Annotated in this window: 31 protein-coding genes; 21 read left to right on the forward strand and 10 right to left on the reverse strand. The window is 36.6% G+C overall.

Annotated elements, in window-relative coordinates; genetic code table 11:
* Positions 1-212: 212 nt before the first annotated feature.
* Positions 213-569, reverse strand: a complete 357-nt coding sequence (locus WG904_RS08410; RefSeq protein WP_339578863.1) for a single-stranded DNA-binding protein — start codon at positions 567-569, stop codon at positions 213-215.
* Positions 570-779: 210 nt separating this feature from the next.
* Here WG904_RS08410 and WG904_RS08415 point away from each other — a divergent pair, with 210 nt between their 5' ends.
* From WG904_RS08415 to WG904_RS08425, 4 genes are all read left to right on the forward strand, one after another.
* A complete protein-coding gene (locus WG904_RS08415) occupies positions 780-1133 on the forward strand; it encodes a hypothetical protein (protein WP_339578864.1) in 354 nt (117 codons plus the stop codon).
* A 150-nt stretch (positions 1134-1283) separates the two neighbouring features.
* Complete coding sequence (locus tag WG904_RS19620) at positions 1284-1424, forward strand: tyrosine-type recombinase/integrase (protein ID WP_431844421.1); 141 nt, start codon at positions 1284-1286, stop codon at positions 1422-1424.
* A gap of 271 nt (positions 1425-1695) precedes the next feature.
* A complete protein-coding gene (locus tag WG904_RS08420; RefSeq protein ID WP_339578865.1) occupies positions 1696-1998 on the forward strand; it encodes a nucleotidyltransferase family protein in 303 nt (100 codons plus the stop codon).
* Positions 1999-2031: 33 nt separating this feature from the next.
* The gene (locus WG904_RS08425) at positions 2032-2325 is read left to right on the forward strand and encodes a HepT-like ribonuclease domain-containing protein (RefSeq protein WP_339579329.1); all 294 of its coding nucleotides are present in this window, start codon (positions 2032-2034) and stop codon (positions 2323-2325) included.
* A 550-nt stretch (positions 2326-2875) separates the two neighbouring features.
* On the opposite strand, the gene WG904_RS08430 is transcribed toward WG904_RS08425, so the two are convergent.
* Positions 2876-3256: a Fur family transcriptional regulator gene (locus WG904_RS08430; RefSeq protein ID WP_339578866.1), complete on the reverse strand. Its 381-nt coding sequence runs from the start codon at positions 3254-3256 to the stop codon at positions 2876-2878.
* A 199-nt stretch (positions 3257-3455) separates the two neighbouring features.
* Between WG904_RS08430 and WG904_RS08435 the strand changes: the two genes are divergently transcribed.
* From WG904_RS08435 to WG904_RS08445, 3 genes are all read left to right on the forward strand, one after another.
* Positions 3456-4364, forward strand: coding sequence for an NAD(P)/FAD-dependent oxidoreductase (locus WG904_RS08435; RefSeq protein ID WP_339578867.1), 909 nt, complete (start codon positions 3456-3458; stop codon positions 4362-4364).
* 757 nt (positions 4365-5121) lie between these two features.
* On the forward strand, positions 5122-5838 hold the full coding sequence (locus WG904_RS08440) for a DUF3667 domain-containing protein (protein WP_339578868.1): 717 nt from the start codon (positions 5122-5124) through the stop codon (positions 5836-5838).
* A 3-nt stretch (positions 5839-5841) separates the two neighbouring features.
* Positions 5842-6027, forward strand: a complete 186-nt coding sequence (locus WG904_RS08445; RefSeq protein ID WP_339578869.1) for a hypothetical protein — start codon at positions 5842-5844, stop codon at positions 6025-6027.
* Between the two features lie 234 nt (positions 6028-6261).
* Here the strand turns inward: WG904_RS08445 and WG904_RS08450 are convergent, their stop codons facing one another.
* A complete protein-coding gene (locus tag WG904_RS08450) occupies positions 6262-6588 on the reverse strand; it encodes a cysteine peptidase family C39 domain-containing protein (RefSeq protein WP_339578870.1) in 327 nt (108 codons plus the stop codon).
* Positions 6589-6741: 153 nt separating this feature from the next.
* On the reverse strand, positions 6742-8055 hold the full coding sequence (locus WG904_RS08455; RefSeq protein ID WP_339578871.1) for a TlpA family protein disulfide reductase: 1314 nt from the start codon (positions 8053-8055) through the stop codon (positions 6742-6744).
* Between the two features lie 360 nt (positions 8056-8415).
* Between WG904_RS08455 and WG904_RS08460 the strand changes: the two genes are divergently transcribed.
* Genes WG904_RS08460 through WG904_RS08470 form a run of 3 tightly spaced genes read left to right on the forward strand, consistent with a single transcriptional unit; the run spans position 8416 to position 10695 of the window.
* Positions 8416-9318, forward strand: a complete 903-nt coding sequence (locus tag WG904_RS08460) for a helix-turn-helix domain-containing protein (RefSeq protein ID WP_339578872.1) — start codon at positions 8416-8418, stop codon at positions 9316-9318.
* 11 nt (positions 9319-9329) lie between these two features.
* Positions 9330-10094 carry a type I methionyl aminopeptidase gene (map, locus tag WG904_RS08465; protein ID WP_339578873.1) on the forward strand — a complete coding sequence of 255 codons (765 nt, stop codon included), beginning with the start codon at positions 9330-9332 and terminating at the stop codon, positions 10092-10094.
* Between the two features lies 1 nt (position 10095).
* Positions 10096-10695: a dihydrofolate reductase family protein gene (locus tag WG904_RS08470; RefSeq protein ID WP_339578874.1), complete on the forward strand. Its 600-nt coding sequence runs from the start codon at positions 10096-10098 to the stop codon at positions 10693-10695.
* Here WG904_RS08470 and WG904_RS08475 read toward each other — a convergent pair.
* The gene (locus WG904_RS08475) at positions 10677-11657 is read right to left on the reverse strand and encodes a GlxA family transcriptional regulator (RefSeq protein WP_339578875.1); all 981 of its coding nucleotides are present in this window, start codon (positions 11655-11657) and stop codon (positions 10677-10679) included. The genes WG904_RS08470 and WG904_RS08475 overlap by 19 nt on opposite strands.
* A 116-nt stretch (positions 11658-11773) precedes the next feature.
* Here WG904_RS08475 and WG904_RS08480 point away from each other — a divergent pair, with 116 nt between their 5' ends.
* The 9 genes from WG904_RS08480 to WG904_RS08520 all read left to right on the forward strand — a co-directional run bounded on the left by WG904_RS08480 (position 11774) and on the right by WG904_RS08520 (position 18470).
* Positions 11774-12253, forward strand: a complete 480-nt coding sequence (locus WG904_RS08480; RefSeq protein WP_339578876.1) for a DinB family protein — start codon at positions 11774-11776, stop codon at positions 12251-12253.
* A 6-nt stretch (positions 12254-12259) separates the two neighbouring features.
* On the forward strand, positions 12260-13171 hold the full coding sequence (locus WG904_RS08485) for an SRPBCC domain-containing protein (protein WP_339578877.1): 912 nt from the start codon (positions 12260-12262) through the stop codon (positions 13169-13171).
* A gap of 228 nt (positions 13172-13399) precedes the next feature.
* Positions 13400-13798, forward strand: coding sequence for an NAD(+)--rifampin ADP-ribosyltransferase (gene arr, locus WG904_RS08490; protein ID WP_339578878.1), 399 nt, complete (start codon positions 13400-13402; stop codon positions 13796-13798).
* A 71-nt stretch (positions 13799-13869) separates the two neighbouring features.
* Positions 13870-15885, forward strand: coding sequence for a M1 family metallopeptidase (locus WG904_RS08495; protein WP_339578879.1), 2016 nt, complete (start codon positions 13870-13872; stop codon positions 15883-15885).
* Between the two features lie 14 nt (positions 15886-15899).
* Positions 15900-16538: a hypothetical protein gene (locus WG904_RS08500; protein ID WP_339578880.1), complete on the forward strand. Its 639-nt coding sequence runs from the start codon at positions 15900-15902 to the stop codon at positions 16536-16538.
* Positions 16501-17133 (forward strand): class I SAM-dependent methyltransferase, encoded by a 633-nt coding sequence (locus WG904_RS08505; protein ID WP_339578881.1) that lies wholly within the window; start codon positions 16501-16503, stop codon positions 17131-17133. Before WG904_RS08500 ends, WG904_RS08505 begins: the two co-directional genes overlap by 38 nt.
* Positions 17134-17137: 4 nt before the next feature.
* On the forward strand, positions 17138-17467 hold the full coding sequence (locus WG904_RS08510) for a TfoX/Sxy family protein (RefSeq protein ID WP_339578882.1): 330 nt from the start codon (positions 17138-17140) through the stop codon (positions 17465-17467).
* A 12-nt stretch (positions 17468-17479) separates the two neighbouring features.
* Positions 17480-17821 (forward strand): TfoX/Sxy family protein, encoded by a 342-nt coding sequence (locus tag WG904_RS08515; RefSeq protein ID WP_339578883.1) that lies wholly within the window; start codon positions 17480-17482, stop codon positions 17819-17821.
* A gap of 226 nt (positions 17822-18047) precedes the next feature.
* Positions 18048-18470, forward strand: a complete 423-nt coding sequence (locus tag WG904_RS08520) for a secondary thiamine-phosphate synthase enzyme YjbQ (RefSeq protein WP_339578884.1) — start codon at positions 18048-18050, stop codon at positions 18468-18470.
* A gap of 23 nt (positions 18471-18493) precedes the next feature.
* On the opposite strand, the gene ispG is transcribed toward WG904_RS08520, so the two are convergent.
* The 5 genes from ispG to WG904_RS08545 all read right to left on the reverse strand — a co-directional run bounded on the left by ispG (position 18494) and on the right by WG904_RS08545 (position 23602).
* On the reverse strand, positions 18494-20491 hold the full coding sequence (gene ispG, locus WG904_RS08525) for a (E)-4-hydroxy-3-methylbut-2-enyl-diphosphate synthase (RefSeq protein ID WP_339578885.1): 1998 nt from the start codon (positions 20489-20491) through the stop codon (positions 18494-18496).
* Positions 20492-20550: 59 nt separating this feature from the next.
* Positions 20551-21153, reverse strand: coding sequence for an RDD family protein (locus WG904_RS08530; RefSeq protein WP_339578886.1), 603 nt, complete (start codon positions 21151-21153; stop codon positions 20551-20553).
* Between the two features lie 2 nt (positions 21154-21155).
* Complete coding sequence (locus tag WG904_RS08535; RefSeq protein ID WP_339578887.1) at positions 21156-22118, reverse strand: toast rack family protein; 963 nt, start codon at positions 22116-22118, stop codon at positions 21156-21158.
* A gap of 110 nt (positions 22119-22228) precedes the next feature.
* Positions 22229-22888 carry a PspC domain-containing protein gene (locus WG904_RS08540; protein WP_339578888.1) on the reverse strand — a complete coding sequence of 220 codons (660 nt, stop codon included), beginning with the start codon at positions 22886-22888 and terminating at the stop codon, positions 22229-22231.
* Between the two features lie 18 nt (positions 22889-22906).
* Positions 22907-23602 (reverse strand): SDR family NAD(P)-dependent oxidoreductase, encoded by a 696-nt coding sequence (locus WG904_RS08545; protein WP_339578889.1) that lies wholly within the window; start codon positions 23600-23602, stop codon positions 22907-22909.
* A gap of 144 nt (positions 23603-23746) precedes the next feature.
* Here WG904_RS08545 and WG904_RS08550 point away from each other — a divergent pair, with 144 nt between their 5' ends.
* Together WG904_RS08550 and WG904_RS08555 are read left to right on the forward strand one after the other, a co-directional pair.
* Positions 23747-24481, forward strand: a complete 735-nt coding sequence (locus WG904_RS08550; protein ID WP_339578890.1) for an MlaE family ABC transporter permease — start codon at positions 23747-23749, stop codon at positions 24479-24481.
* Positions 24478-25230 carry an ABC transporter ATP-binding protein gene (locus WG904_RS08555; protein WP_339578891.1) on the forward strand — a complete coding sequence of 251 codons (753 nt, stop codon included), beginning with the start codon at positions 24478-24480 and terminating at the stop codon, positions 25228-25230. The genes WG904_RS08550 and WG904_RS08555 overlap by 4 nt, the downstream gene beginning before the upstream one ends.
* Positions 25231-25264: the final 34 nt, after the last annotated feature.

Raw genomic sequence — 25264 nt, forward strand, 5'->3', positions numbered from 1 at the left:
CCCACTGAACCACCTTGGTAGCTGGCAACATTATATGGAAGCCAAATGGTTCAAGCATAGCTAAGCTACATTGGTTTTGGTTTGCACTTGCTAATTTTTATTTACCGATATGCCCTAAGATTTACTTGTGTCTCTGAAACGTTAACTATTAACGTAAACTATATAAAAATGCCAGCAACCAACAGCTGGCATTTTCGTCGCATTCTGAACAATTATACTTCAGTTTCTGTATCAGTAGGTTTTACTACCAATTGAACATCATGCACTACAATTTCCGTAGTGTAGCGCTTTTGTCCATCTTTGGTGGTATAAACCTGGCTGACTAGTTTTCCCTCAATTGCAATTTCTGCTCCTTTTTTTATTAATTTGACTGCATCGTCTGCCTTCGCATTCCAAAACACCAAATTAAACCATTGGGTTTGCTTACTGTCTTCGCCAGTTTTAGTTTTGTAGTATTCATTAATAGCAACACTTACCCGGGCAACTTTCTTGTTGCTTTCAAAAGGTGTTACAATTAAATCACTTCCTGCAAATCCTACTAAATGTACGCTGTTTTTTAAATTGTTCATTCTCTTAACTATTAAGGTTTCTGATTGTTAACGAACAGTAGTCAACCCGACTACCGACAGAACAAAGATGCAACTCAAAAAAGCGTTAGTCGTATGATAACCATATATATCCGGATAAAAACAGATAAAAATTTCCAGCATAATATTTTCTTTTCTTCAATACTATTTTGTAGGTTTAGGGTAATCATCCCATAATTAAATCTAATAATTATGGAACGTTTCTGTTTAGAATGTAAAACCCTGCTCAATGGTAGGGCAGATAAAAAATTTTGTGACGATCACTGTCGCAGCAGCTTCAATCACCACTTAAGAGCGGATGAATTTACCTTCGTAAATAGGGTGAATCAAATTCTTAAAAATAATAGAAGAATCTTAAAAAGCCATTATCAATTCACCAAAAACAACGTAAAACGGGAATACCTTTCCATTAAAGGGTTTGATTTTAATTATTATACATGTAGCCATCTGGCAGAAAAAGGCAAAACTTACTTCTTTTGTTATGAATATGGCTATTCGGTTCTTGAAAACGATGAATTGCTGCTTGCAAAAAAGGAGGAAAAGTGAACGAGAATGTAATTATTAATACGAGGACACAGCTTATTTTAAAAGAATTTAAAGAGAGACAACGTCTTTTTCGATAGATCACGGCCTAAAAGGCATGTTCAACTACCTAAAGTTATCAGCGAAGAAAAAATAATTGCTGGATTATTAATTATAGAAAACCTCAAACATCGAACATTATTATTACTGGCTTACAGTTACGGATTAAGGGTATCGGAAGCTGTAGGAATACGTGTCCAAGATATAAATAGCGACAGAATGCAAGTTTCGATTGTGAAAGTCATGGAGCAATAGCGATCAACAATGGAGAAAGTTTAACGAAAAAGAGATCAAGTTAATAAAAAGCATTGAGTAACCTTTCTCTAACAATTGAATACGCCTAACAGCGGTTTTACAAAATTGGCGGAAATTCAACTTCAACCTGTTATATTGCATAGAATTTAACGCAACCGCCAACTTGCGTAAAGCCCCCGGAACGTTATATGTAATGCCCAAGCGCCCCTGCATTTCGTAAAACAATCAGAATTAAGAAAAACTTTGTAAATTTGTTAAGCTATATTTGAAAATGGATAGACCTAAAGCATTCATACCGGAAATCAAAAAGCTTTGTAAAACGTACAAGGTCAAGACCTTATATGCTTTCGGATCGATTTTAACGGATAAATATAATAATAAAAGCGACATCGACTTAATTGTAGATTTCTCTAACATCCCTGTGGAAGATTATGCAGACAATTACTTTGACTTTAAATTCTCACTTCAAGACATCCTTAAAAGACCTGTTGATTTATTAGAGGAAAAGGCAATAAAAAACCCATACTTCCGACAATCTGTCGACAAACAAAGACAACTTGTTTATGGACAATGAAATAAAGCTTGGCTTTATGATATCCTAAATGCTATCATGGAAATCGAAAGTTTCTTTAATGATAGACCAAAAGAATTTATTAACTATCAGAACGATCTTCGAACAAAAAGAGCCGTCGAGAGAAATATTGAAATTATTGGCGAAGCTCTAAATAGAATCTTGAAACGTAATGAGACAATTGAAATAAAAAATTCAAGAAAAATTGTTGATGCAAGAAATAGAATAATACACGGATATGATTCTGTTTCAGACGATGTTGTTTGGGGAATTGTTGTACGACACCTTCCTATTCTGCAAATAGAAATTCAAACCTTACTGGAAGAGTAGCCAAGCACTACAAATAACAACAGTTTGACTAAATTGGTTGGAAATAATCTAAAAACTTTCCACCGCCTTAAAAATTTATCGTAACCTCCAACTTCGCCAAGCTGCGGCTCGTTATATGCAATACTGGACTCATACCTTTCTATCGGCTAGCCTCCAGTAGAACAACCATTTCAAGACCAATAATCCGTAACATTATTTGATAAATTGAGGATTAATGCCGATAAAAATCATCACTAGGCACTAACCTATCAATACTTAACTGATACATCTTGGGCTGAATATCGTTGCGTCCCTGCATAGTAGAATTATAAATTACTAACACAAGAATAAGAATAACGATTTGATTTACAATATTTTAAATTAATAAAACATCCTTTAAGCATAACTATTTATAGTGTATTTTTTTTGGAAAACAAGTTGTGCAACAAGCACAAAGGTTTTACAAAATTGGCGGAGAATTGAATTCCCACCTATTCCAATGCATAAAATTTATTGTAACCGCCACCTTCGCCAAACCCCAGAACGTTATAGGCAATTTTAGAGCAACACCCTACAACGTACAGGCTTTGCAAATACCGACAAGGACACAGTTCATTTGTTGGACTTGATATTTTTCGGGAACTGAAAATTCGACGAGTGTGGGCAGACACTCAATAGTTTCACATTTGGTGCATCTAAAATGAAAATGATTCCCCGGGATAATTACATCATCACATTTCACACAGACAGCAAAATACTGTTTGCCATCATCCGCAACAATTCTATGGACAATTTCATCTTCACAGAAACGGTTCAAAATTCTGTAAATAGTAGCTCTGTCAGCATTCACATCCATTTGCTTTACAATAGCATCTTGGCTCATTGCCCTTCTTTTGCTTGTTAAGACAGACAAAACAGCCTCTTGGGTTGCGGTATTTCTTCGTTTCATCATAAAACAAAGTTAGTCAAAAAAAACTAATGCGACAAATTTGCAATAATTATCGCGACAATGTTGCATTAATGAAATTAAATCCTATCTTTGCCCAAAATATTTGCAGAAATGACAAGAAGAGAAATCATAAAACAAGGCAGATTTGCACTTACAGCTTTGGCATTCCCCTTTTCGTTAACTGCATTCAAAATTCAATAGTATGACAGACAATAAAAATTTTGAAGTAATTATCATTGGTGGCAGCTATGCAGGTCTTTCTTCTGCAATGGCATTAGGGCGTTCATTACGAAATGTGTTAGTTATTGACAGTGGGAAACCCTGCAATATTCAAACACCATATTCACATAATTTTTTGACGCAAGACGGAAAAACACCTAAAGAAATTTCAACTATTGCCAAGCAACAAGTTGAAAAATATGAAACCGTTAAATTTTATCAAGGTCTTGCAACAATTGGAACAAAAACCGAAAATGGCTTTGAAATAACTACTAGCACAAACGACATCTTCACAGCGAAAAAAATAATTTTTGCAACGGGAATAAAAGACACAATGCCCAACATTAAAGGCTTTGCAGAATGTTGGGGTATTACAGTTATTCATTGCCCATATTGTCATGGATACGAATTTCGCAAAAAGGCAACAGGAATATTTGCCAATGGTGCAAGGGGATTTCATTTAGCAACTTTGGTAAATAATCTTTCTGATAGTGTTACTCTACTAACCAATGGTAAAGCTGATTTTAATGAAGAGCAATTTTCCAAACTCAAAAAACATAACATAGAAATAATAGAAACAACCCTAACAGAAGTTGAACATGAAAGCGGAAAAATCAAGCAGGTAATTTTCTCAGACGGCACTAAAAAAAGCTTTCACGCACTTTATGCGGCTTTACCATTTACACAACATTCAGACCTGTTAAAATCATTAGGTTGTGAATTTACAGAGCAAGGCTATATTAAAGTAAGTCCGTTTCAAGAAACAAATATCAGCGGTGTTTTTGCTTGTGGCGACAATACAAATATGTTGCGCTCTGTTGCCAATGCTGTGCATTCGGGCAACCTAACTGGTGCAGTAGTAAATGCAAAATTAGCAGAAGAAAAATTTTAAAAATGGTAGAAGTTTTTATAACCAATATTCAACGTAAAATTCAAGCAGAAGATATTTTAGACGCCATTCAAAACGCTGACTTGACCTTAATGAAACCGATTTGCCTTTTCCTTGTGGACATACAATTTTACGAGTTGAAGGTAGCCAAATCAATTCGGAAAACATCTTGGCGAAAGTCAATGACTTAGGTTTTAAATGCAAAATTTTGCAAGACAAAATTTGCATAAATAATTAAACCAATGACAGATACGGCTAAATTTACTTATTAGATAAAGCCGAAAGAGAAAAGCTAATCCAAGACTGCTACAATCAGCTTAATGAAAAGGGATTTATGGTTTTCACAGCAATTACAAAACAAGCAGAAATTTATGGGCAAGGAACACAAATTGGTATAGATAGATTTGAAATGTTTGGTGGCGTAAAAAATTTCTTCTGCGACAGCGAAACTATTTAAGAAGAGTTTGGTAAAACAGGCCATTTTGAAACGACAGAAGTAATAGAAAACTACCCCTTTAATCAAATGCCGAAAAACATAAAAACAAACTCCGCACAGAAATGAAGAAAAACTCCTATAACTGCGGCTTTGCATAATGGAGGATTTCGTTCTTCGTATGAACATTTATGCTATCTTTGAAGCGTGTGCTACGTATCAACATTTGTGGTATAAATCCGCCACTAAGCATAGCCGCCAACCATTAGTGGCAATTTTGCCTAACAACCTTAAACATAAGAACTGAAAAAATATTTGACCAAACAAATGAACTGTAAAAACTGTAATACCGAACTGAATTCAAAATTTTGCCCAGATTGTGGACAACCAACAAATCTTAAAAGAATTGATGGACATTATATAATTCACGAAATTGAACACGTTTTACATTTTGAACGTGGAATTTTGTTTACGGTCAGAGAACTTATAACAAACCCAGGTCAAAATATTAGAAATTATCTTTCTGAAAACAGAAGCCGGCTTGTTAAACCCATTATATTTATTATTGTAACTTCATTAATCTACACCATAATAAGCCACTTTTTTCATATTGAAGAGGAATATGTAAATTATAAAGGATTAGAAAAATCAAGTATTGGAACAATATTTAAATGGATACAAGGTAATTATGGTTATGCAAGTATATTGACGGGAATATTTATAGCAATTTGGCTTAAATTATTTTTTAGAAAATATGGCTATAACTTTTTTGAATTGCTTATAATGTTATGTTTTGTACAAGGAATTTCAATGTTAATTTTTGCTGTTTTTGCATTTGCTGAAGGACTTTTACATTTCAAATTATTAAGGGTTGCAGGAATTATTGGAGTAATTTATGTAATATGGGCAATCGGAAATTTCTTTGAAGCCAAGAAACTTGGAAATTATATGAAAGCATTAATTTCATTCCTTTTGGGTACAATAACTTTCTACATAATTATTTTTGCTATTGGAATAACAATTGACATACTAACTAAACATTAAAATATGAAGAATAAAATAGGCTTTAACTTGGGTTTTGCATTACTTGCATTTCCAATAGGAATTGCATTGTTCCGTGAGTTTGACTTTGAAACTTTCGCTTTCAAAAAAACTGCATTAGGTATTCTTTACCTAATTACATTTATATTTTGTATAATTTTTATGCTGAAAAAGAAAAAACAACAACCTTAAAAATAAAAAAAATTCTTTCATTAAACAGAATTCAAAAATTGACGGATAAGAAATTTGCGATGGAAATATCTTACGGTTAAATTAACATTCTATAGTCGCAAGGATGCAGTAACCGAAAATATAGCTTAGACTTAATCATTGCTCCTTATCTCCATCTTGTGAGTAGAATTCTGGAGCTGGCGAGAGCATTAACAGAATTCCTTGATCCTCTCCATCTTCATTAGTAGTGCCAAGCTAAAGCTTGAGAAATTCTTCATGAGTGTAGATAATTAAGCCACTTGAAGGATCGGAAATGTAATACTTTTTATTTTTTATACGATAGAGAACAACAAAATGGTTTTGCCTCCAATGTAATATAACTGGCAAGCTTACCTCATCGAGTGTTTCAAGGTTGACCTTTGCACCACTTGTTCTAAACCCGATTTTTTCAGCAGCTTCACTAATTCCTAAAAGGGATACACCCTCTCTGTTAATCCCACAAATCTCCCGAAGTCTTTGAATGCTGTAATTCTTGCCAAAGTGTTTTGCAACCATGCGCAAAAAGGTTGGACCACAATCCATTTAGTCTGGTTGCTTATAATTAGGAAATGATTTCAAAAATTATAAAGTTTATTAATACACATTTTTAGAAACTAAATAGGTTGTTTTATATGGCTACATATATAAGAGATTTTTATTTAATAATTTTATACTATAGATATGTAACAGAAAATATTATTTTCCTTTAAAAATCGTTGTCAAATATTGGCTTGCACTTTCTAGTCCTTCCTTTGCAACTGACCTAAAAACAACGTTCCCTTTAGGGTCAACTAAAATTGTCGTAGGGAATTCTTGAACTTTATAGGCATTAGAAATACTTTGTTTTCCTGCTTCCATATTATCGAATACATGATGCCAAGTCATGTTATTTTGATTAATTAGATTTTCTAATTTTTTCTTGTCTTGTAATTTATCGTACGCAATACTAACAAATTCAACTTTTCCTTTAAACTGTTCATAAGCTTTTTTCAGATCAGGGATTGCCTTAATGCATGGATTGCACCACGATCCCCAAAAATCAATTAATATATATTTTCCACTATTCTTTTTTAATGAAAATGATGAATTCTTAATAAGTTCAACTTCTTCTATAGGAGGAGCAGGAGTATTTAACTCCGCACCTGCATAACTTTTACTTCCTACATAGGTTAGCTTTAACTTACCTCGCTGGAATTCTTTGAACATATAATTTCGATACCTAATTGATATTGTATCTTTTGACGTATATGCAAATTTCATAAATGAATTCACAATTGGCTCCACCTTTTGAACTTCAATAAAAAAATTAGGTAATTCATAACATTGCTTTTGATTAACAACTGAAATGTTATATTCTTCCTTGCCAATTTTTAGCTTCCCACTATAATCTTGATATAACTTAAAAATTGTAAGGTCTAAGTCTTTATCCGTTTTGTTAGGATAATTAGCACTTGGAAACGTTATGCCGTAAGCATCTATCATTATAGGTATATTAGTACTTTTTAATAATTGTCCATCAAAATAATCAATTGAAACCATAATTTCAGGATAATTTTTTTGGCTTGATTTTAAATCAAAACTGAAAATTTTATCATCAGAAAAATCTCTATTATTGTTAGCGTCTACAGAAACATATTTAATTCCATTCGCGTCAATACCACTAGCTACATGAACATAATTGCGTACAACCTTAGTTTTCGAAATACGCGAAGTATCTAGCTTATATTCATTTGCAAACCAAACCCAGTTTTTTTGATCCATTTTCCCATCGATAACACGTTCATAGGATGCCTGTGTAGGGTCAATAGCTACTCGCCTTAAGCTCTTGTAAGGAAATATTTTAAAAGGGACATTTTTACATGTTAAGGTATCGGTTAAAGCCCTTACGGCAAGGCCTTCTCGAGAATAACCTTTTTTTGATAATTGCACTTCTACATCTTGTCCTTTTAAAGCTTGTATTGAAGTAATAGCAAAAAGGAACAGCAATATTGTTCTTTTATATGTAATCATTGATTTAAAAATATGAAAAATAATTGGCGATCTGTCATGACCGCCAAAAATTTGCTACTCTGGAGTTTGACAAGCTGTAGGACAAGACAAAAGGCCGAAGTCTCCTCTATGTACACCTTCACCAGCAGACCCGCAACCATACCCATAGTTAAATCGAAAATACAAGAAGGAATTATTGGAACTGCAGTACGAAAGCCGATAGAAGAAAATTAAGCGGAAATTTGTGGTAACTGAGAAAAACCATCCAATAATTGCCAAAAAACAACTAATAGTAGCACATTTACAACAAAAAGTAACCTAATTAACTCGCAATTAACTAGATTACAAAATACATTTGTCGAAGTAAAAAACAATTGTACCATGCTAAATTCAAAATCAATCGGTAATAAAATTGCCACAGCACGAAAAAAAATTAATTCTTCGCAAGCAGAACTTGCACAGCAAATATCCATAAGCCCACAAGCAGTAGGCAAATGGGAAAGAGGAGAATCAATGCCAGACATCGTCACTTTAAACCGACTTGCACAAATATTAGGAGTAGATCTAAACTATTTTTCCGACGACTTTCCATCCAATGCAACGCTAAAAGGAAATGAAAAACCTAACCTACAAGCGTTAGAAATACCAGAACCCAAGCCAAAGAAAAAATTTAACTGGAACTGGGACATGTCGAAAGCAAATTGGGTAGATGCCGACTTTTCTGGATTAAAAAATTTGAAAGAAAAATTCAGTTCATCGAATATGAAGAACTGTAAGTTTTTAAACTCCGATTTATCTGCACTTATCATCGCAAATAACAATATCGAAAGATGCGATTTTTCCTCCTCAAACCTCAGAAACACTAAAATTCAATCTTCCAACATCTTAAATAACCAATTTAATAACTGCTCTTTTATCGACACCGAATTTTCGAAGAATAATATCGAAAAATGTAATTTCTCTGAAGTTAATTTTTCAGGTGCAGAACTGATTAATTCAAATTTCGAGAATAATATCCTTAAAAATGCAATATGGAAATTTACATCCTTTAAAAATACCGGTATTGGCAATGTTACTTTTGAGGGGATCTTAGAAGATTGCCATTTTGAAAACTGTACATTTTATAATGTTATATTTGAAAATGCTACGATTTTAAACACATTTTTTAAATACAATGAGAAATTTAAACGCGTTAATTTTATAAATTGTAGCGTAGATAAAATCACCTACGCTTTTTTGCAAAGCAATCAAGCAAATTTGACAGGAATTACCTTGTTAGCATAAAAGAAAAAAACATGTCCATAACCACAGAAGCAGAATTAATCGGAATGCAAAAAGCTAGTGAAGCAGTTGCCTACGCCCTAAAAGAAATGAGAAACTTCGCCAAAGCAGGAATATCAACTAAAGAACTAGATAATTTTGGGGGACAACTACTTAACGATTTAGGCGCAAAATCGGCACCATTTTTAACCTATGGCTTCCCAGGCTACACCTGCATAAGTGTAAATCACGAATTTTGCCACGGCATACCCTCCGATAAAAAAATACTTACAGAGGGCGATTTAATTAATATCGACGTTTCTGCAGAATTAAATGGGTTTTGGTCAGACAATGGCGGCTCATTTGTAATCGGAAAAGACAGTAATCATCACCAAAAACTGATCGAAGCCTCCAAACAAATTTTACACAAAGCCATATACGCCATAAAAGGTGGCGTTCGCATTTCAGACATTGGGCACTTAATAGAAACCGAAGCTAAAAAACGTGGCTATCGGGTAATTAAAAATCTTACGGGTCACGGTATCGGACGAAGCCTGCACGAAGCACCTAGCGAAATCGCAAATTATAGAGATAAATATAACCAAACACGATTTAAGAAAAATAGCGTAGTAGCCATCGAAACTTTTATTTCAACCACCTCTACCTATGCAGAAACCCTGCAAGATGGGTGGACAATGATTGGAAATATGGGCGGCTTTATGGCTCAGCACGAGCATACCATCGTAGTTACAGATGGTAAACCTATCATCTTAACGGAAATGAACGAAATCTGGAATTAACATGAGAAAAATTATCGTACTTTCAATGATTTCATTGGATGGAGTGATGCAAGCACCTGGCGGACCAGAAGAAGATCAATCGAACGGATTTAGTTATGGTGGGTGGACAGCACCGTATAGCGACGAAGTCTTTGCTAAAGTGCTAAAAAAAGAATTGCAACCCGCCGATTATCTTCTGGGAAGAAAAACTTTTGAAATTTGGGAAGCCTATTGGCCTCAACATGGTGATTTTTGGCCTGCCATTAATGAAGGCGAAAAATACGTTATGTCTACGACAAGAGAAAAATCTGATTGGAAAAATTCGAAATTCGTAAATAATATTGCTACCATAAAAGAACTCAAAACCACCTCAGGCAAAGATATTCAAGTTTGGGGAAGTAGCCAACTCATCCAAACCCTACTCGAAAATGATTTGGTTGATGAACTCTCGCTTAAAATCTACCCCATACTCCTTGGTAATGGGAAAAAATTATTTCAGAACGGTAGGTTCGCATCCGCCTTCGAATTAACGCAAAGCACTGTCACCACAAAAGGGGTAATCATCGCCAATTATAAACGAACTGGAAAAGTCATCACCGGCGATCAAACCGCATCTTTATAAAATTTATCCTTGTAAGCTAAAGGCGACATCCCAGTAATTTTTCTAAATACTTCCCTAAATGCCTTAACATCGGTATATCCTACTTCATACATCACTTCGTTAACGGTTTTACGGTTCGCTTCGAAAGCCTTTTTAGCCGCTTCTACTTTAACACGCTGCGCATATTCTATTGGCGTATTTCCAGTAGCCCTAATAAATCTCCTGTCGAAATTCCTTCGCCCCACATTTAAAGCTGCCGACAAATCTTCGATAACAATTCTTTTATCTACATTCCTTTCAATATAGGCTTGCGCTTGTTGAACCACCTCATCATCGTGTGCTTTTTGTGGTGTAAATATTGCAAATTCAGCCTGTTGATTCCGATCCATTTCAATCTGAAAAACCTTTGAGCAATAAATGGCGGTGCTTCTATCGTAATATTTTTCAATGAGATAAATAATTAAATTAAGAAAAGAATAAGCCCCACCGTTAGTATAAATGCCATTCTCATCGGTTATTAATCGATCGGCCTGCAGCTTCACTTTCGGAAATAATGTCCTGAAATTATCTGCGGCAGACCAATGGGTCGAACAACTTTTCCCATCTAATAAACCCGTTGAGGCCAATAAGAACGCCCCGGTACAAATGCTAGCAACCTCAGCACCGTTTTTATATTGAGCTTCAATCCAATCGATTAACAATCGATTCTCTGCAACCGCTTTTAGATAATTATGATTTAACGAGGGAATAATTACGAGATTGGTTTTCTCAATCGCTGCAATCGTTGTGTGCGGTTTCACCTCGAATAATCCGCCATAAAACTCAACCTTAGTCGAAACACCAACCAACTGAATGTTAAATACAGGCGCATTCCCTTCGCACGCCCAAAAATCGTTGGCCCTACTAAATATTTTGTATGACCCAACAATGCTGCTTAGATTATTCTCCTCCCCTTCGGGAATAAGTATAGTGAGATCTTTCATTTTACAAAGATAAATAATAAATTTGTCCAAATCAACCCACTAAATTGTCTATTTTACACATCTTATAAGTACATTTTAGACTATACATTTGTAAACACATTAATAAAATTAAAACTATGACAACCACAGAAATTGCAGTTAAAATGATTTTCGATCGCTGGAATGCCTCGTTAACTAATTTCGACACGCTATTAAATTCACTCAGTAATGAGCAACTACAAAATGAGATTGCTCCCGGAAAAAACAGAGGTATTTATTTATTAGGACACCTCATTGCGGTACACGACGAGATGCTTATACTCTTAGATATGGGCGAAAAATTATATCCCGAATTGTATGAACCCTTTTTAAAATTAGCGGATAAAGCAACTGATCAATTACCTTCTGTTACAGAATTAAGGGCTTATTGGACAAATCAGTGCGCGGTGCAAAATCAAAAATTTTCAAACGTGGCACTCGAAGGATGGTTCGAAAAACATACAGCTGTTTCTGCAGAAGATTTTGCTAAAGAACCGCACCGTAATAAGTTAAATATCATCATTACACGAACCTCCCACTTGCAATACCATATTGGACAAGTGCGTTTACTTAAATAACATAAAATGACAGCTAATTATACAACCACACTTTTAGTGGATCACTCGGCACAGGAAGTTTTCGATGCCATAAATAATGTGCGTGGCTGGTGGAGTGAAGAAATTGAAGGTCAAACCAATAAACTTGGCGAAGAATGGGAATATCATTACCAGGATGTACACCGTTGCAAAATGAGAATAATCGAATTTGTTCCCAACCAAAAAGTAGTTTGGAAAGTGCTGGATAACTATTTTAGCTTTACCAGCGACAAAGAAGAATGGAAAAACAATACACTTGTTTTCGAAATCACTGAAAAAGGAAATCAGACGCAACTTCAAGTAACCCAAATTGGGTTAACTCCTGAATATGAATGCTATGATATTTGTGAGAATGCGTGGAATACCTACATTCAAAAAAGTTTACGTAGTCTCATCACAACTGGAGTTGGACAACCAAATAGCAAAGTAAATCCCCAAACTGAAGATGAAAAGAGGATGGCAAAATCTAACTTTACGACGACATTGTTCGTTAAACAGTCGCCCGAAGAAGTATTTACGGCAATAAATAATGTACGTGGCTGGTGGCAAGGCGACATCGAAGGGAATACGACCCAACTAGACGATGAATTTAGCTACCGAATGAATGATGTTCATTTTTCGAAGCAAGAAATCGTTGAACTAATCCCTAACGAAAAAATAACGTGGTTAGTTAAGGATAGTAACTTAAGTTTTACCAGAAAAACGGATGAGTGGACTGGCACGTCTATCAGTTTCGAAATCGCCGAGATAAATAATAAAACTCAAGTTCGTTTCACCCACGTAGGTCTAGTTCCCGAAATTGAGTGCTACGATGGATGTTCGAGTGCATGGGAACAGCTTATTCAAGAAAGTTTACAAAGCTTAATCACAACCGGAAAAGGAACCAAAGTTTTTGAATAAAATAATGGATGGGTTATGCTGCATCGCGATCTCGATTCACTCCCAAATCCGTCATCTCGATTCCCCCAGCCAGTTCGTCATCTTGATTCCCTCCCAAATCCGTCATCTCGAACGAGGAACGAGGAGAGAACTAACGAGGTGACGACACCCCAGTGTAAACTAATAGATAATTCTTAAAAATTCGCGATATTTATGTTTTGAAACCCAAAGACCAAAAAACTATCTCCTATGACTTCACCAACCTACTATCATGGTACCAAAGCCAACTTAAACGTTGGCGATTTAATTGAGCCCGGTTTTAACTCAAACTATGGGCAACAAAACAAAGCCAAATACATTTATTTAACCGCCACTTTAGAGGCTGCCACTTGGGGCGCAGAATTAGCTTTGGGAGAAGGTATAGGCAGGATTTATATTGTCGAACCAACTGGCGAGATCGAAAATGATCCAAACTTAACGGATAAGAAATTTCCCGGCAATCCTACAAAATCTTACCGCTCACTGCATCCTTTTAAAGTTATTGGGGAGATAACCGATTGGAAAGGCCATTCTGAAGAACAGCTTAAAACCATGAAAGATCATTTAGCAAAATTGAAAGACCAAGGGGTAGAGGCCATAGAAGATTAACTCGCGTTGCTTTTCCCCCAATTTTTTACTAAGTTAGCATCAACTAACTAAAAACCTTAACCGCTCATATCATGATTAAGCGCCTTACCTTTCTCGCCTTTTTAGCTACAATTACCGTTGCATCTGCTCAACAAACTACACCTATTCGTAAATCCTTAGAAACTACAAAACGTTCGATTAGGCTAGATGTACCGATGACCAATTCAATTAAGAAAGCTTTTGCAGCTGGTACACGAGATTTTTCGGGTAAACCTGGGCCAAATTACTGGCAAATGGAAGCCGATTACACCATTAACGCAAGTCTTGATCCTTCCACATCAACCATTACGGGCTCAGAAAAAATTAGGGTACACAATAATAGTAAAGATGATCTAAGAATACTCGTTTTGCGTCTTGACCATAACATATTTCGTCCTGAAGCGCAAAGGGGTTCTTCAGTGCCTGCTGAAGCAACAGAAGGCATGGTACTTACTAGTGTGAAAGTTGGCGGACAAGAAGCAGATCTAAAAGCCGCACCGGCATTTGGTCGTGGAAACAACGGTGGCGGTACAGCACCTACAAAAATTACAATTTCTGGGCTTACCCAAACCATTGCAACAGTTAACCTTATCGAACCTATAAAAGCAGGTGCAACTGCCGAAGTAGAAATAGCATGGCATACTAAACTTCCTGGCGGACCGAATGGCAGAGGTCACCGTATGACCCAACGCTTCGATAATAAACTTTTCCAACCTACGCAATGGTACCCTCGTTTGGCCAAATACGACGATTTACGCGGTTGGGAAACGAGCCCCTATTTAGGCCCGTCAGAATTCTATAACAACTTTGGCAAGTTCGATGTTTACCTTACCGTACCCGGTGGGTGGATTGTAAGCGGCACTGGTGTACTACAAAATCCAAAAGAAGTACTAACCGAAACCGCCAGACAACGCCTTTCTACCATACTTAATTCAGATGAAGACGTAATTATTGTAGGTGAAAACGAAAAAGGCCCAGGTAAATCTACTGCTCCAGGTGATAAGCTAACTTGGCATTTCCTAGCCGATAAGGTAAATGACTTTGCTTGGGCAACTGCCGAAAACTTTATCTGGAAAGCCACAAGAGCAACTATTCCGGGCAAAGGACCCATTCCTCTCCACATGGTATATGCGCCAGAAAGAGCAAGATCTTTTGAGAACGCTGGTAAAGTAGCCCGTCACGCCCTGGAATATTATTCCAATCTTTGGGCACCTTATCCATTCCCACAATTTACCATGCAAGACGGACCAAGCGCAGGTATGGAATACCCTATGGTGATTAACTCGAACCAAGGCGCTGCAGATCACGAAACCGCCCACCAATGGTGGCCAATGATGTTAGGTACAAATGAAACCCGTTATGGCTGGATGGACGAAGGTTTTAACCAGTTCATGAATATTTACTCAGGTGCCGACTCAAGAGGAAGACCTGTTAATCTAGATGGAAGAGGCCAAAGCTATGGCCTTAACAGCGGAAACGAAAGCGAAGCCCCAATGATGTGGAGTGCAAATGATGCAGGAATTGGATATAGCTTTCAAACCTATGGCAAAGCACCTTTGATGTTATCGATGCTTGGTGGAATTGTAGGCGATGAAGCAGTTGTTAATGCCATGAAAAAATACACCACAACTTGGGCCTTCAAACACCCTTCACCGTGGGATTACATGTTCTTTATGAACAACGAATTAGGCCAAGATTTAGAATGGTTTTGGTATTATTGGTTGTTTACCACCGAAAGTGTTGAGGGATCTATTAAAGACGTGAAAACGGTGAAAGGGAAAACAACGGTAACGGTTAATCAGGCCGGACAAATGCCATCTCCAATAGTATTAAAAGTAGAATTCGAAGCAACAGGCCCAGCGCTTAAAAAAGTAACAAACGCAAAAATGATCGATGCCACTACTGCCGAAGTTACCTGGCCAGTATCGGTTTGGTTTAATGGTAATCGTACCTACAATGCCGTAATGGATTTTGGTGAGCGCAAGATTAAAAAAATAACCTTTGATCCGCATAATCGTTTCCCAGATTCGAATACTGCTGATAACGTTTGGCCAGTTGAGAAAAAATAAAGATAAAACGGCTTATGCTTAAAAAACATGCTATCTTACTCTGCATTCTCGCGTCGTTGATGTTATTGATCGTGGCCACAATATACTATCCAGGGGGTACAAATTTCGATACCAACACCATTGGTTTTAGCTGGAAGAAAAATTACATCAGCAATTTATTTGCCGAAAAAGCAGTAAATGGAATGGAAAATGGCGCCCGATATTGGGCCATAGTGGGAATGATGTTTCATTCCATTAGTTTTTCGATTTTTTTTACTCAATTCTCTAAAAGAATTCCTGTAAATAGTGCCGCCAACGTAATAAAATTCTTCGGAATTGCGGGAATGGTATTTACATTTTTAATTGCCACACCCCTGCACGATATCATGGTAATGATCTCAAGCACCATCTATTTAGTGTGTATGTTTTATATTACCGTTTTCGTGTTCAAGTCTAAACTTCATCTTTTCAAAGTGTTTTGTACGCTCTACCTTCTTGTTTTTTATAGCATAATGTATATTTATGGTTCTGGTGATTTCCGCCCCTATCTACCCATCATTCAGAAAGTACTATTTGGTAGCACCATCCTATTAATTTTAGGACTGCACTATTTTACAAAGAAAGAAGATTTTCAAAATGGATCGCTACAAAGAAACCTTCGAAACGTGGAATAAAGTGGCTTCTTTATACGAAAATAAGTTTATGGACTTACAGATGTATAACGAAACCTACGATTTGATCTGTGATGCAATAACGGTTAAGCATGCGAAGATTTTGGAAATTGGTTGCGGACCAGGAAATATCACTAAGTATCTGTTAAGCAAACGTCCTGATTTTACGATTTACGGAGTTGATGTTGCCCCCAACATGATCGAGCTTGCCAGAAAAAACAACCCATCCGCACAGTTTATGGTAATGGATTGTAGAGAAATACACACCATCACAACAAAGTTTGATGGTATTATCTGTGGTTTCTGCATCCCCTACCTGGCGCCAACCGATTGCGAAAAACTAATTTCCAACGCTCATCAATTATTAAATGAAAATGGCTTTATCTATATCAGTTTTGTGGAGGGTGATTATGACAAATCCGATTTTCAGGTAGGAAGTAGTGGACATAAAAGTTACTTTTATTTTTATAATTTAGATAAACTAAAACAGTACTTAACTGAAAATGGGTTTCACAGCCTAAAAACAATGGAAGTCGTCTATAAAAAATCACCAAGCGAAGAAGAAATACACACCATATTAACCGGTATCAAACTTTAACAAAATGGCATCTGATCAAAAATTCGTAGATTTTATCATCGAACAAATTGATATTCCTGAACAAATAAGCTATAAAAAAATGTTCGGAGAATATGGGCTTTACTTTGGCGACAAAATAGTTGCGCTCGTATGCGACAATAAGCTTTTTGTAAAGCCAACCGTAACAGGAAGAGCCTTTATTGGCGATGTTGTTGAAGCTTCGCCCTATCCGGGCGCTAAGCCGAGCTTTTTAATCGAAGAGCAATTAGAAGATAGAAAATGGTTAAAAGAATTGATCACTATCACGGCTAAAGAACTGCCTAATCCGAAACCCAAAAAAAAACGCATCAAGTAATTAAAACTGTAAATGGCCTACAACGCTGAGCTAGCTAACCGTATTGCCGAATATTTAATAAAATTTCCGGATTTAAAAATTGAGGAAAAACCAATGTTCAGCGGACTTGCCTTTATGGTTAATGGTAAAATGTGTATCAATGTAAGTGGCGAAAATCTGATGTGTAGGTTTGACCCAAAATTAACCGAAGATATCGCAGAAAAACGAGGTTTTCTACCAATGATAATGAAAGGAAAACAATTAAGTGGGTATTGCTACATTGAGCCTACTGGTTTTGAACGTGAAAACGATTTTGAATATTGGGTGAATTTGTGTTTAGAATTTAACGAAAGAGCAAAATCCTCAAAAAAATAATAGGTGTAAAATGCAATTCTCCAAATAATTATTCAAGAAAACAGCACCGTACACGCTTCAATTAAAGGGCACGTAGGCGAACAGCTATTTGCTATGAAAAGGTTAAACGATGCACGACTAAAAGTTTTAGCTATTTACCTTCTATAGAAAGAAGCGAGAAACAGAGTAAAAGAGCTGGAAATTAAAAAATAGTTGCTAATTTATTTCGTAAAAATCATTAAACTACATGCAAATTTTTCAAAAAGAACTCGCCTTAAGAGCAAGAAGCAGAGGTTTCCATCTCATCACCACTGAGATTTTAAGCGCTATACCCGAAATTAAAAATCTAAGCACGGGCGTGCTACAGGTTTTTATTCAACACACATCGGCATCGTTAACCATTAACGAAAATGCCGACCCAACAGTTAGGAAGGATTTCGAAATGTGGTTTAACAAAGCTGTTCCAGAAAACGATCCCAATTACGAACACGATTACGAAGGTTCAGACGATATGCCTGCGCATTTAAAAGCCGCTTTGCTCGATGCATCGATACTAATTCCCATCACTAATGGAAAACCTGCTTTTGGAACTTGGCAGGGCATCTATTTATGCGAGCATAGAAATCATGGCGGAAATAGAAAGGTTGTGATAACTGCTTGGGGTATTTAGTTATTAACTAATCAGCAAATTTGCTAATTTAATTCTACCCAGTTCCCATCTTCTCGAATAATCTCTATCAACTCGTCTAATGCCGAAGGCGTATTTACATTTTTCTTTACCACTTCCTTACCTCGATATAAGGTAATTTTACCCGGACCTGTGCCTACATAACCATAATCGGCATCGGCCATTTCGCCCGGGCCATTTACGATACAGCCCATAATGGCAATTTTTATTCCTTTTAAATGATCGGTTTTTGAACGTATATATTGAGTAGTTTCTTGCAAATCGAATAAGGTTCGTCCACAACTCGGGCAAGAAATATACTCAGTTTTGCTGATGCGTGTTCGAGTAGCTTGCAAAATCCCAAAACTAGTTGAATTCACTAAAGGTAATGCTATTTCTTCTGGCGCACCTATCCAAACCCCATCCCCAAAACCATCGGTTAATAAAGCACCTAAATCGCTAGCAGCATACAGCATCAATTGATTGGCATTAACCGTCGAATATGATCGTTTGATAATAACGGGTACTTGAATAGCCTGTTCTTGAAGGGCAACAAAAAATGCGCGCTGTTGCTGCATTCCGAACTCATGATTCGTCTGCAAGATAATTATTGTATTTGATTCCGTAAGAATGAAAGTCGGGAAGTCCGCTTGCGCAAATTCTTCTACGGTTATGGCTAGAAAATTTAAACTTTCTGCCTTCCAACCTTCTGTCTTGGTGTATTCTTCTACACTAAACAACGGATAACAATTTAGCTTATCGCTAAGTTTAAGCCAAGTTGAATAATTGTACACTTGCTTTAAATTTCCTGGGAAAGAAAATGAAGGGAGTTCATCGCCCAAATAAACCAAATCGCAAGCCAAATCGGTTAAATTATACTTATCTAACCCTGCACTATAGTTATAACCCAACTGCCCTAAAAAATAAGGATCTTTTAAGTTTTGTTTGGTTACATCGATCATTACCACCGGGTGATAATGCCCACCAATTTGTTGCACAGGCTTGGTAATTCTGCGAGAGTACTGGTAAGGGTTATAAGTTGGGAGTTGGGAGTTTAAACTCAAGACTGTGGGCTCAGGACTTCCAGACATCCAGACTTCACGGCTTTCGGTCTTCCTTTCAAACCTATCTGCCAGAGCTCTCGCAACTGGCGCTTCAAATTCTGGATCTTCAGTTAACGAAACCCTAATGGTATCACCCAATCCGTCTGCCAGCAGCGTTCCAATACCTACCGCCGATTTAATTCGTCCGTCTTCGCCATCGCCCGCCTCGGTAACCCCTAAATGAAGTGGATAATTCATCCCCTCCTTTACCATGGTTTGCACTAATAATCTATACGCTTGTACCATAACCTGCGTATTGCTAGCTTTCATAGAAATGCAGAGATTATAATAATTGTGATCTTCGCACATGCGGATAAACTCCATTGCCGATTCGACCATACCTCTGGGGGTATCGCCATAATGGCTCATAATTCGATCTGATAATGAACCATGATTGGTACCTATGCGCATAGCGGTACCATATTCTTTACAGATTTTAACTAGCGGTGTAAATTTTTTATATATTCTTTCCAGCTCTGCCTGATAAGTAGAATCGGTATATTCTAAATTTTCGAAACGTTTTTTATCGGCATAATTTCCCGGATTTACGCGCACTTTCTCTACTAAACGTGCCGCCGATTCTGCCGCATTTGGCGTAAAATGAATATCTGCAATGAGCGGTACATCGTAACCTCTAGTACGTAATTCTTTCTTAATATTGGCTAAGTTTTCAGCTTCTTTAATGCTTGGAGCTGTAATACGCACATACTCACAACCCGAATGTACCATCCGAATGGTTTGTTCTACCGTTGCTAGCGTATCCATGGTATCGGTAGTGGTCATCGATTGAATTCGTATTGGATTTAGCCCACCCATTGGCAAATTTCCAATTGCTATCTCTCTCGTTAGAAAACGCGAATAGGTAGTGAGGCTATTGCAATAACCGCCATCCAATTCATGATTTATCGATAAATTTTCCATGCGAAGCAAAGATAAGGTTTAAGAATGGAAGATGGAAGATTGAAAATGGAAGAGGTAAGCTAAATCAACCGTTGTTTAACCACCAACGTTTCTGCAATGATATCGTGCCAACATTGTTGCTTTTTATTCAGGAAACTATATAAGTAGCCAAAAAATAGAGGAGCTGTAGAAATGGCCTTTGCAAGGTTTCTCCCCAAAGAAACACCAAGATTAAGTCGATTCCCCATCATGTCGGTAACCTTAATATCTAATAATCGCTTTCCAATGGTGGCTTGTGCTGGTGAAGCTTCAGCAAAACTACTGTACACAAATTTAGCAATAGGAATGAGTGGCAACAAAGTTAGGCCAACCACAATACGTTGCATTTTCTCTTCCACAAAGATGAAAACAAACAACATAAAGATGACATAGCCAAGCGTTAAAAAAAAATAATCGATTACCGATGCAAGCAAACGTTGGTCGAATGAAGCAAAGTATTGGGGCGCCGTTTGTTGATAACGAAAACCAAAAAGCTCACGTAGTTCTTCAAACTCGTGAGCTTCTTTATAATCTTCCATTCCCGGTTTCCTTATAAAAGTTCCAGGTTTTATGGCTAATGTTTTTAATTGCTCAAATTCGTACGGCCCTTCGGGCTTACCATTTATGACAACTGTATAATTCATTCTTAATTTCGCCTCACTTCAAAGTTACTAAAGCCACCATCTAAGTTAATAAATATTTTTTTAGTAGAGCTCTTGTAATTTGAGGTTTCATAGGTGCCGTCTTCCATTTTAGTAAAACCGTTGAAATCTTTTGAAGAGAAACCAGTTTTTGTTTTAATTCTGCATCCAGAGTTTTTCGGGATTTCGATGTTAATATTAGCCATTCCCACCTCCATGGTTACATCAGTAATAGGTAATAAATCGCCTAATTTTATTTCAACATCTGCAGCACCGCCATCAAAATTTAACGTTCTTACTTTATACTTTGCAAGATCAAAATTAAGTTTACCTGCGCCCATCGCTAAGTTCACGTCCCAGATAGGCAATACATTCATGTAAAAATTAACTTTATCGCCACGTTTACCAAAATTTAAGCCATTAGACTTACCATTTAACTTAAATGTAAGTGTGTTTACTGAGTCAGTTGCTTGTTTTTTAAGCATGTATTTCATGCCTCTTATATTATTAACGTGTATATCGGCACTAAATAAACTATCTGTTTCACCTTTTAATTCATAAGTGCTTGCTCCACCACTAATATTCAAAATTGCCTTTCTATCACCATCACCTGTTAAAAAGGGCTCAGCATAACTTAGCTTACTGGGTTCTTTATCACTATCCCAAACCTCATCATCGTCGGCATTTATATGTACATTTTTATCCCACCAAACATGGTTGCCTGGTTCTTCTTGTCCTTTAAAAAACAGAAAAGTTAAGGTTACCACTAAAATTCCTATCGAAATAATATTTCCTGTTTGCGAATTGTTCTTATTGAACAAGATATTTATCCCCAGGATAATTAAAAATACTGGCCAAAAACTCCACACATTTCGCCAATAAAATTCGATAATATCGAAATTATCTAACAATATTACGCCTCCTACAAACAATAGTAGTACGCCCCAAATTATTCTATCAAGTTTCATCTGTTTATATGTTTTTAGTTGTCAGATTGCCTTACCATGATTAAATAATCACACCTCTGTGTTTAATAATTCTTTAATCATGGTCGGTTCGTATCTAATTATAATTAAATCTATGCGGTTGGAGTATTCGAATCAGCGCTTCCTGTAGGCTCAACAACGGCCTCAACTGGGTGCTCAGTTTTCGATTTTTGTGCTTCTTCGGTTTCCTTTTTAAATTGTTCCCATTCATTCCTACGCTTATTCTTAAAGATTAGGCTAATACCAAGCGCAACAATAACGAGTGGCCACAACTTAAAAATGCTAAACCAAGCTGGAATAAAGAAAAATTTCTTCGCAAGAAAAAAACATCCTAAAAGAATAAGAACTAAACCTGCAATTGTTCTACCGGTATCATTTCCTTGTGGTGCGGTAGTAAAATCGGGCTGGTTAGGCATGGTAAAATTAGGTCCTACATTTTCTGTATTCCATTTTGTTTGCGGCCCTGAATTCGAAGGGTTACTAAACGCATTTGGTGAGTTAAATAGCTGATCGTTAGGTGAAGTAGGCCGACCATGATAAAATTTCGCAAAACGTGCTGAAGGATCGTTGTTCACTGGTATTACTATCCATAAAATGATATAAGCTACAAGGGTAGCACCTAACGTAAAAAGTGCGGATGCAACAAATAAAATCCTAATCAACATTACATCATAGCCCAAATATTCGGCTAAACCGCTCGAAACACCTGACAAAACTTTATCGTGTTCGTTTCTATATAATCGCTTTTCCATTTCTATATCTCCTTCTATTTAATTGTTAAACTTTAAAGGCGTTAGAATTAACTCATCAACATTTACACCACTACTTAAACTTAAAATGGAGTAAAGTGAATTGGCAACATCTTCGGGCTGTACAAATGTTTCGTGGGGTATTTTAGTGCCTTCCCAAGAAGCAGTTAATGTAGAACCAGGCAAAATTGCCGTCACCTTTACATTGTAATCGGCTAACGCTGCCCGAAATACATTATTTAGACTTAACAGTGCTGCTTTTGTTACAGTATAACTACCTGCAGTTTCAACCACTTGTATACTGGCAATAGAGCAAACGTTAAAAATATGTCCAGATCTGGCCTCACGCATCATTTTACCAAAATTCTTGCTTAAATAATAGGCGGCATTTACATTTAACCTTTGCTGATTCTCGAAAACGCTGTCATCCTCGTCGAGTATATTTCCTGGCCAGAAGGTACCAACGTTATTCACTAAAACGTCAACGTTTTGCATTTGGGCTTTAACACGTTCATAGAAAGTAATAACCTCATCCTTACGGCTACAATCTACCACTACAGCTTGTACACGTACACCATACCTCATTAATTCTTCAGCAAAATCTTTCAATTCGATTTCATTACGGGCACATATAGCCAAATTATAGCCGCTTTGCGCCAATTTTAAAGCAATAGCTCTACCTATTCCTTTGCTTGCTCCTGTTATAACTGCATTCATTCGATGTGGTATTTGATTCTTTTGACAAAAAAAAGAGTATTTATATCGATAATCAAAACTATTTTTGCATAAATACGTATGGCAAGAACAATTTTGTTGTTTCTTTGTATATTATTGTAATTTACCAAGCTAATCATTTAACTAATGAATTTTACCAATTTTGGCAAATACATTCTGCTTTTAAAGGCGGTTTTCAGAAGACCAGAAAAAACAAAAATATATGTTAAGGCCATTTTTCAGCAAATGGATTTCATTGGGGTAGGTTCTTTGGGTCTAATTAGTATCATTTCTACTTTTATTGGAGCGGTTATGACCTTGCAGATTGCCTTCCAATTAGTGAGCGATTTTATTCCTAAAACGATTATCGGTTCGGTTAATAGAGATTCGAGTATTTTAGAATTAAGTCCAACTATTAGTGCGATTGTATTAGCAGGTAAAATCGGTTCGGCTATTTCTTCTGAAATTGGAACCATGCGGGTAACTGAGCAGATAGATGCGCTAGAAATCATGGGGATAAATGCCCCCGGTTACTTAATTCTTCCAAAAATTATTGCAGGTATTACCATGGTTCCGGTTTTAGTTATTATATCAATGGTATTAAGTATTGGTGGGGGTTATTTGGGCGGAACGTTGTCTGGAGCAGTATCAGCAGCAGAATATATTCAAGGGATTACTACTGATTTTAACCCATATACAATTACCGTAGCATTAACAAAAGCTTTCGTATTTGGGTTTATTATTACATCGGTGCCTGCCTATGAAGGCTTTTATGTGAAAGGTGGCGCCCTAGAGGTTGCACAAGCAAGTACACGTGCAGTTGTGGTAAGCTGTATCAGCATTTTAGCCTGCGATTACATTGTAACTCAACTGTTATTATGATCGAGATTAAAGATATTTATAAATCGTTCGGCGATAACGAGGTTTTAAAAGGGATCTCTGGAAAATTTGAAGCTGGAGTAACCAATTTAATTATTGGCGGTTCGGGCTCAGGAAAAACCACATTACTTAAATGCATGATTGGCCTACATCAACCAGAAAAAGGCAGTGTATTATATGATGGGCGTGAGTTTACTCAGCTAAATTTCGAGCAACGGATAGAAATCAGAAAAGAGATTGGTATGCTCTTCCAAGGATCGGCCTTATTCGACTCGATGACGGTTGAAGAAAATGTAATGTTTCCTTTAAATATGTTTACCGAGCAAAGCAAGAGCGAAAAGTTAGATCGTGTAAATTTTTGCTTAGACCGTGTAAATCTCGAAGGAAAAAATAATTTATACCCTGCTGAACTTTCAGGAGGGATGAAGAAACGGGTGGGTATTGCACGTGCTATAGCGATGAATCCGAAGTACTTATTTTGCGATGAGCCCAATTCAGGCCTCGACCCTAAAACGTCGATCGTAATTGATGAATTAATTAAAGAACTTACTGAAGAATATAACACCACCACGATTGTGGTTACCCATGATATGAATTCTGTAATGGGCATTGGAGATTATATCATCTTTTTACATGAAGGCAAAAAATTCTGGGAGGGTTCGAATAAAGAAATAGCAAAAACCGACATCGAAGAATTAAACGACTTTGTTTTTGCCAGCCGATTTATGAAAGCTGCTAAAGGCAAGTTTTAAATTTAGCTATGAGTATTGAAATATGAGATGTGAG

The sequence above is a fragment of the Pedobacter anseongensis genome (genome assembly GCF_037482965.1).
Lineage (GTDB): Bacteria > Bacteroidota > Bacteroidia > Sphingobacteriales > Sphingobacteriaceae > Pedobacter > Pedobacter anseongensis.

Coding starts and splice junctions, on each gene's coding strand:
- WG904_RS08550 (WP_339578890.1), top strand. CDS start 23,747: ATGAATTTTACCAATTTTGGCAAATACATTCTGCTTTTAAAGGCGGTT.
- WG904_RS08520 (WP_339578884.1), top strand. CDS start 18,048: ATGCAAATTTTTCAAAAAGAACTCGCCTTAAGAGCAAGAAGCAGAGGT.
- WG904_RS08435 (WP_339578867.1), top strand. CDS start 3,456: ATGACAGACAATAAAAATTTTGAAGTAATTATCATTGGTGGCAGCTAT.
- WG904_RS08460 (WP_339578872.1), top strand. CDS start 8,416: ATGCTAAATTCAAAATCAATCGGTAATAAAATTGCCACAGCACGAAAA.
- WG904_RS08410 (WP_339578863.1), bottom strand. CDS start 569: ATGAACAATTTAAAAAACAGCGTACATTTAGTAGGATTTGCAGGAAGT.
- WG904_RS08430 (WP_339578866.1), bottom strand. CDS start 3,256: ATGATGAAACGAAGAAATACCGCAACCCAAGAGGCTGTTTTGTCTGTC.
- arr (WP_339578878.1), top strand. CDS start 13,400: ATGACTTCACCAACCTACTATCATGGTACCAAAGCCAACTTAAACGTT.
- WG904_RS08455 (WP_339578871.1), bottom strand. CDS start 8,055: ATGATTACATATAAAAGAACAATATTGCTGTTCCTTTTTGCTATTACT.
- WG904_RS08440 (WP_339578868.1), top strand. CDS start 5,122: ATGAACTGTAAAAACTGTAATACCGAACTGAATTCAAAATTTTGCCCA.
- WG904_RS08505 (WP_339578881.1), top strand. CDS start 16,501: ATGGATCGCTACAAAGAAACCTTCGAAACGTGGAATAAAGTGGCTTCT.
- map (WP_339578873.1), top strand. CDS start 9,330: ATGTCCATAACCACAGAAGCAGAATTAATCGGAATGCAAAAAGCTAGT.
- WG904_RS08495 (WP_339578879.1), top strand. CDS start 13,870: ATGATTAAGCGCCTTACCTTTCTCGCCTTTTTAGCTACAATTACCGTT.
- WG904_RS08475 (WP_339578875.1), bottom strand. CDS start 11,657: ATGAAAGATCTCACTATACTTATTCCCGAAGGGGAGGAGAATAATCTA.
- WG904_RS08535 (WP_339578887.1), bottom strand. CDS start 22,118: ATGAAACTTGATAGAATAATTTGGGGCGTACTACTATTGTTTGTAGGA.
- WG904_RS08515 (WP_339578883.1), top strand. CDS start 17,480: ATGGCCTACAACGCTGAGCTAGCTAACCGTATTGCCGAATATTTAATA.
- WG904_RS08415 (WP_339578864.1), top strand. CDS start 780: ATGGAACGTTTCTGTTTAGAATGTAAAACCCTGCTCAATGGTAGGGCA.
- WG904_RS08510 (WP_339578882.1), top strand. CDS start 17,138: ATGGCATCTGATCAAAAATTCGTAGATTTTATCATCGAACAAATTGAT.
- WG904_RS08420 (WP_339578865.1), top strand. CDS start 1,696: ATGGATAGACCTAAAGCATTCATACCGGAAATCAAAAAGCTTTGTAAA.
- WG904_RS08500 (WP_339578880.1), top strand. CDS start 15,900: ATGCTTAAAAAACATGCTATCTTACTCTGCATTCTCGCGTCGTTGATG.
- WG904_RS08540 (WP_339578888.1), bottom strand. CDS start 22,888: ATGGAAAAGCGATTATATAGAAACGAACACGATAAAGTTTTGTCAGGT.
- WG904_RS08545 (WP_339578889.1), bottom strand. CDS start 23,602: ATGAATGCAGTTATAACAGGAGCAAGCAAAGGAATAGGTAGAGCTATT.
- WG904_RS08445 (WP_339578869.1), top strand. CDS start 5,842: ATGAAGAATAAAATAGGCTTTAACTTGGGTTTTGCATTACTTGCATTT.
- WG904_RS08555 (WP_339578891.1), top strand. CDS start 24,478: ATGATCGAGATTAAAGATATTTATAAATCGTTCGGCGATAACGAGGTT.
- WG904_RS08530 (WP_339578886.1), bottom strand. CDS start 21,153: ATGAATTATACAGTTGTCATAAATGGTAAGCCCGAAGGGCCGTACGAA.
- WG904_RS08450 (WP_339578870.1), bottom strand. CDS start 6,588: ATGGATTGTGGTCCAACCTTTTTGCGCATGGTTGCAAAACACTTTGGC.
- WG904_RS08485 (WP_339578877.1), top strand. CDS start 12,260: ATGACAGCTAATTATACAACCACACTTTTAGTGGATCACTCGGCACAG.
- ispG (WP_339578885.1), bottom strand. CDS start 20,491: ATGGAAAATTTATCGATAAATCATGAATTGGATGGCGGTTATTGCAAT.
- WG904_RS08470 (WP_339578874.1), top strand. CDS start 10,096: ATGAGAAAAATTATCGTACTTTCAATGATTTCATTGGATGGAGTGATG.
- WG904_RS08480 (WP_339578876.1), top strand. CDS start 11,774: ATGACAACCACAGAAATTGCAGTTAAAATGATTTTCGATCGCTGGAAT.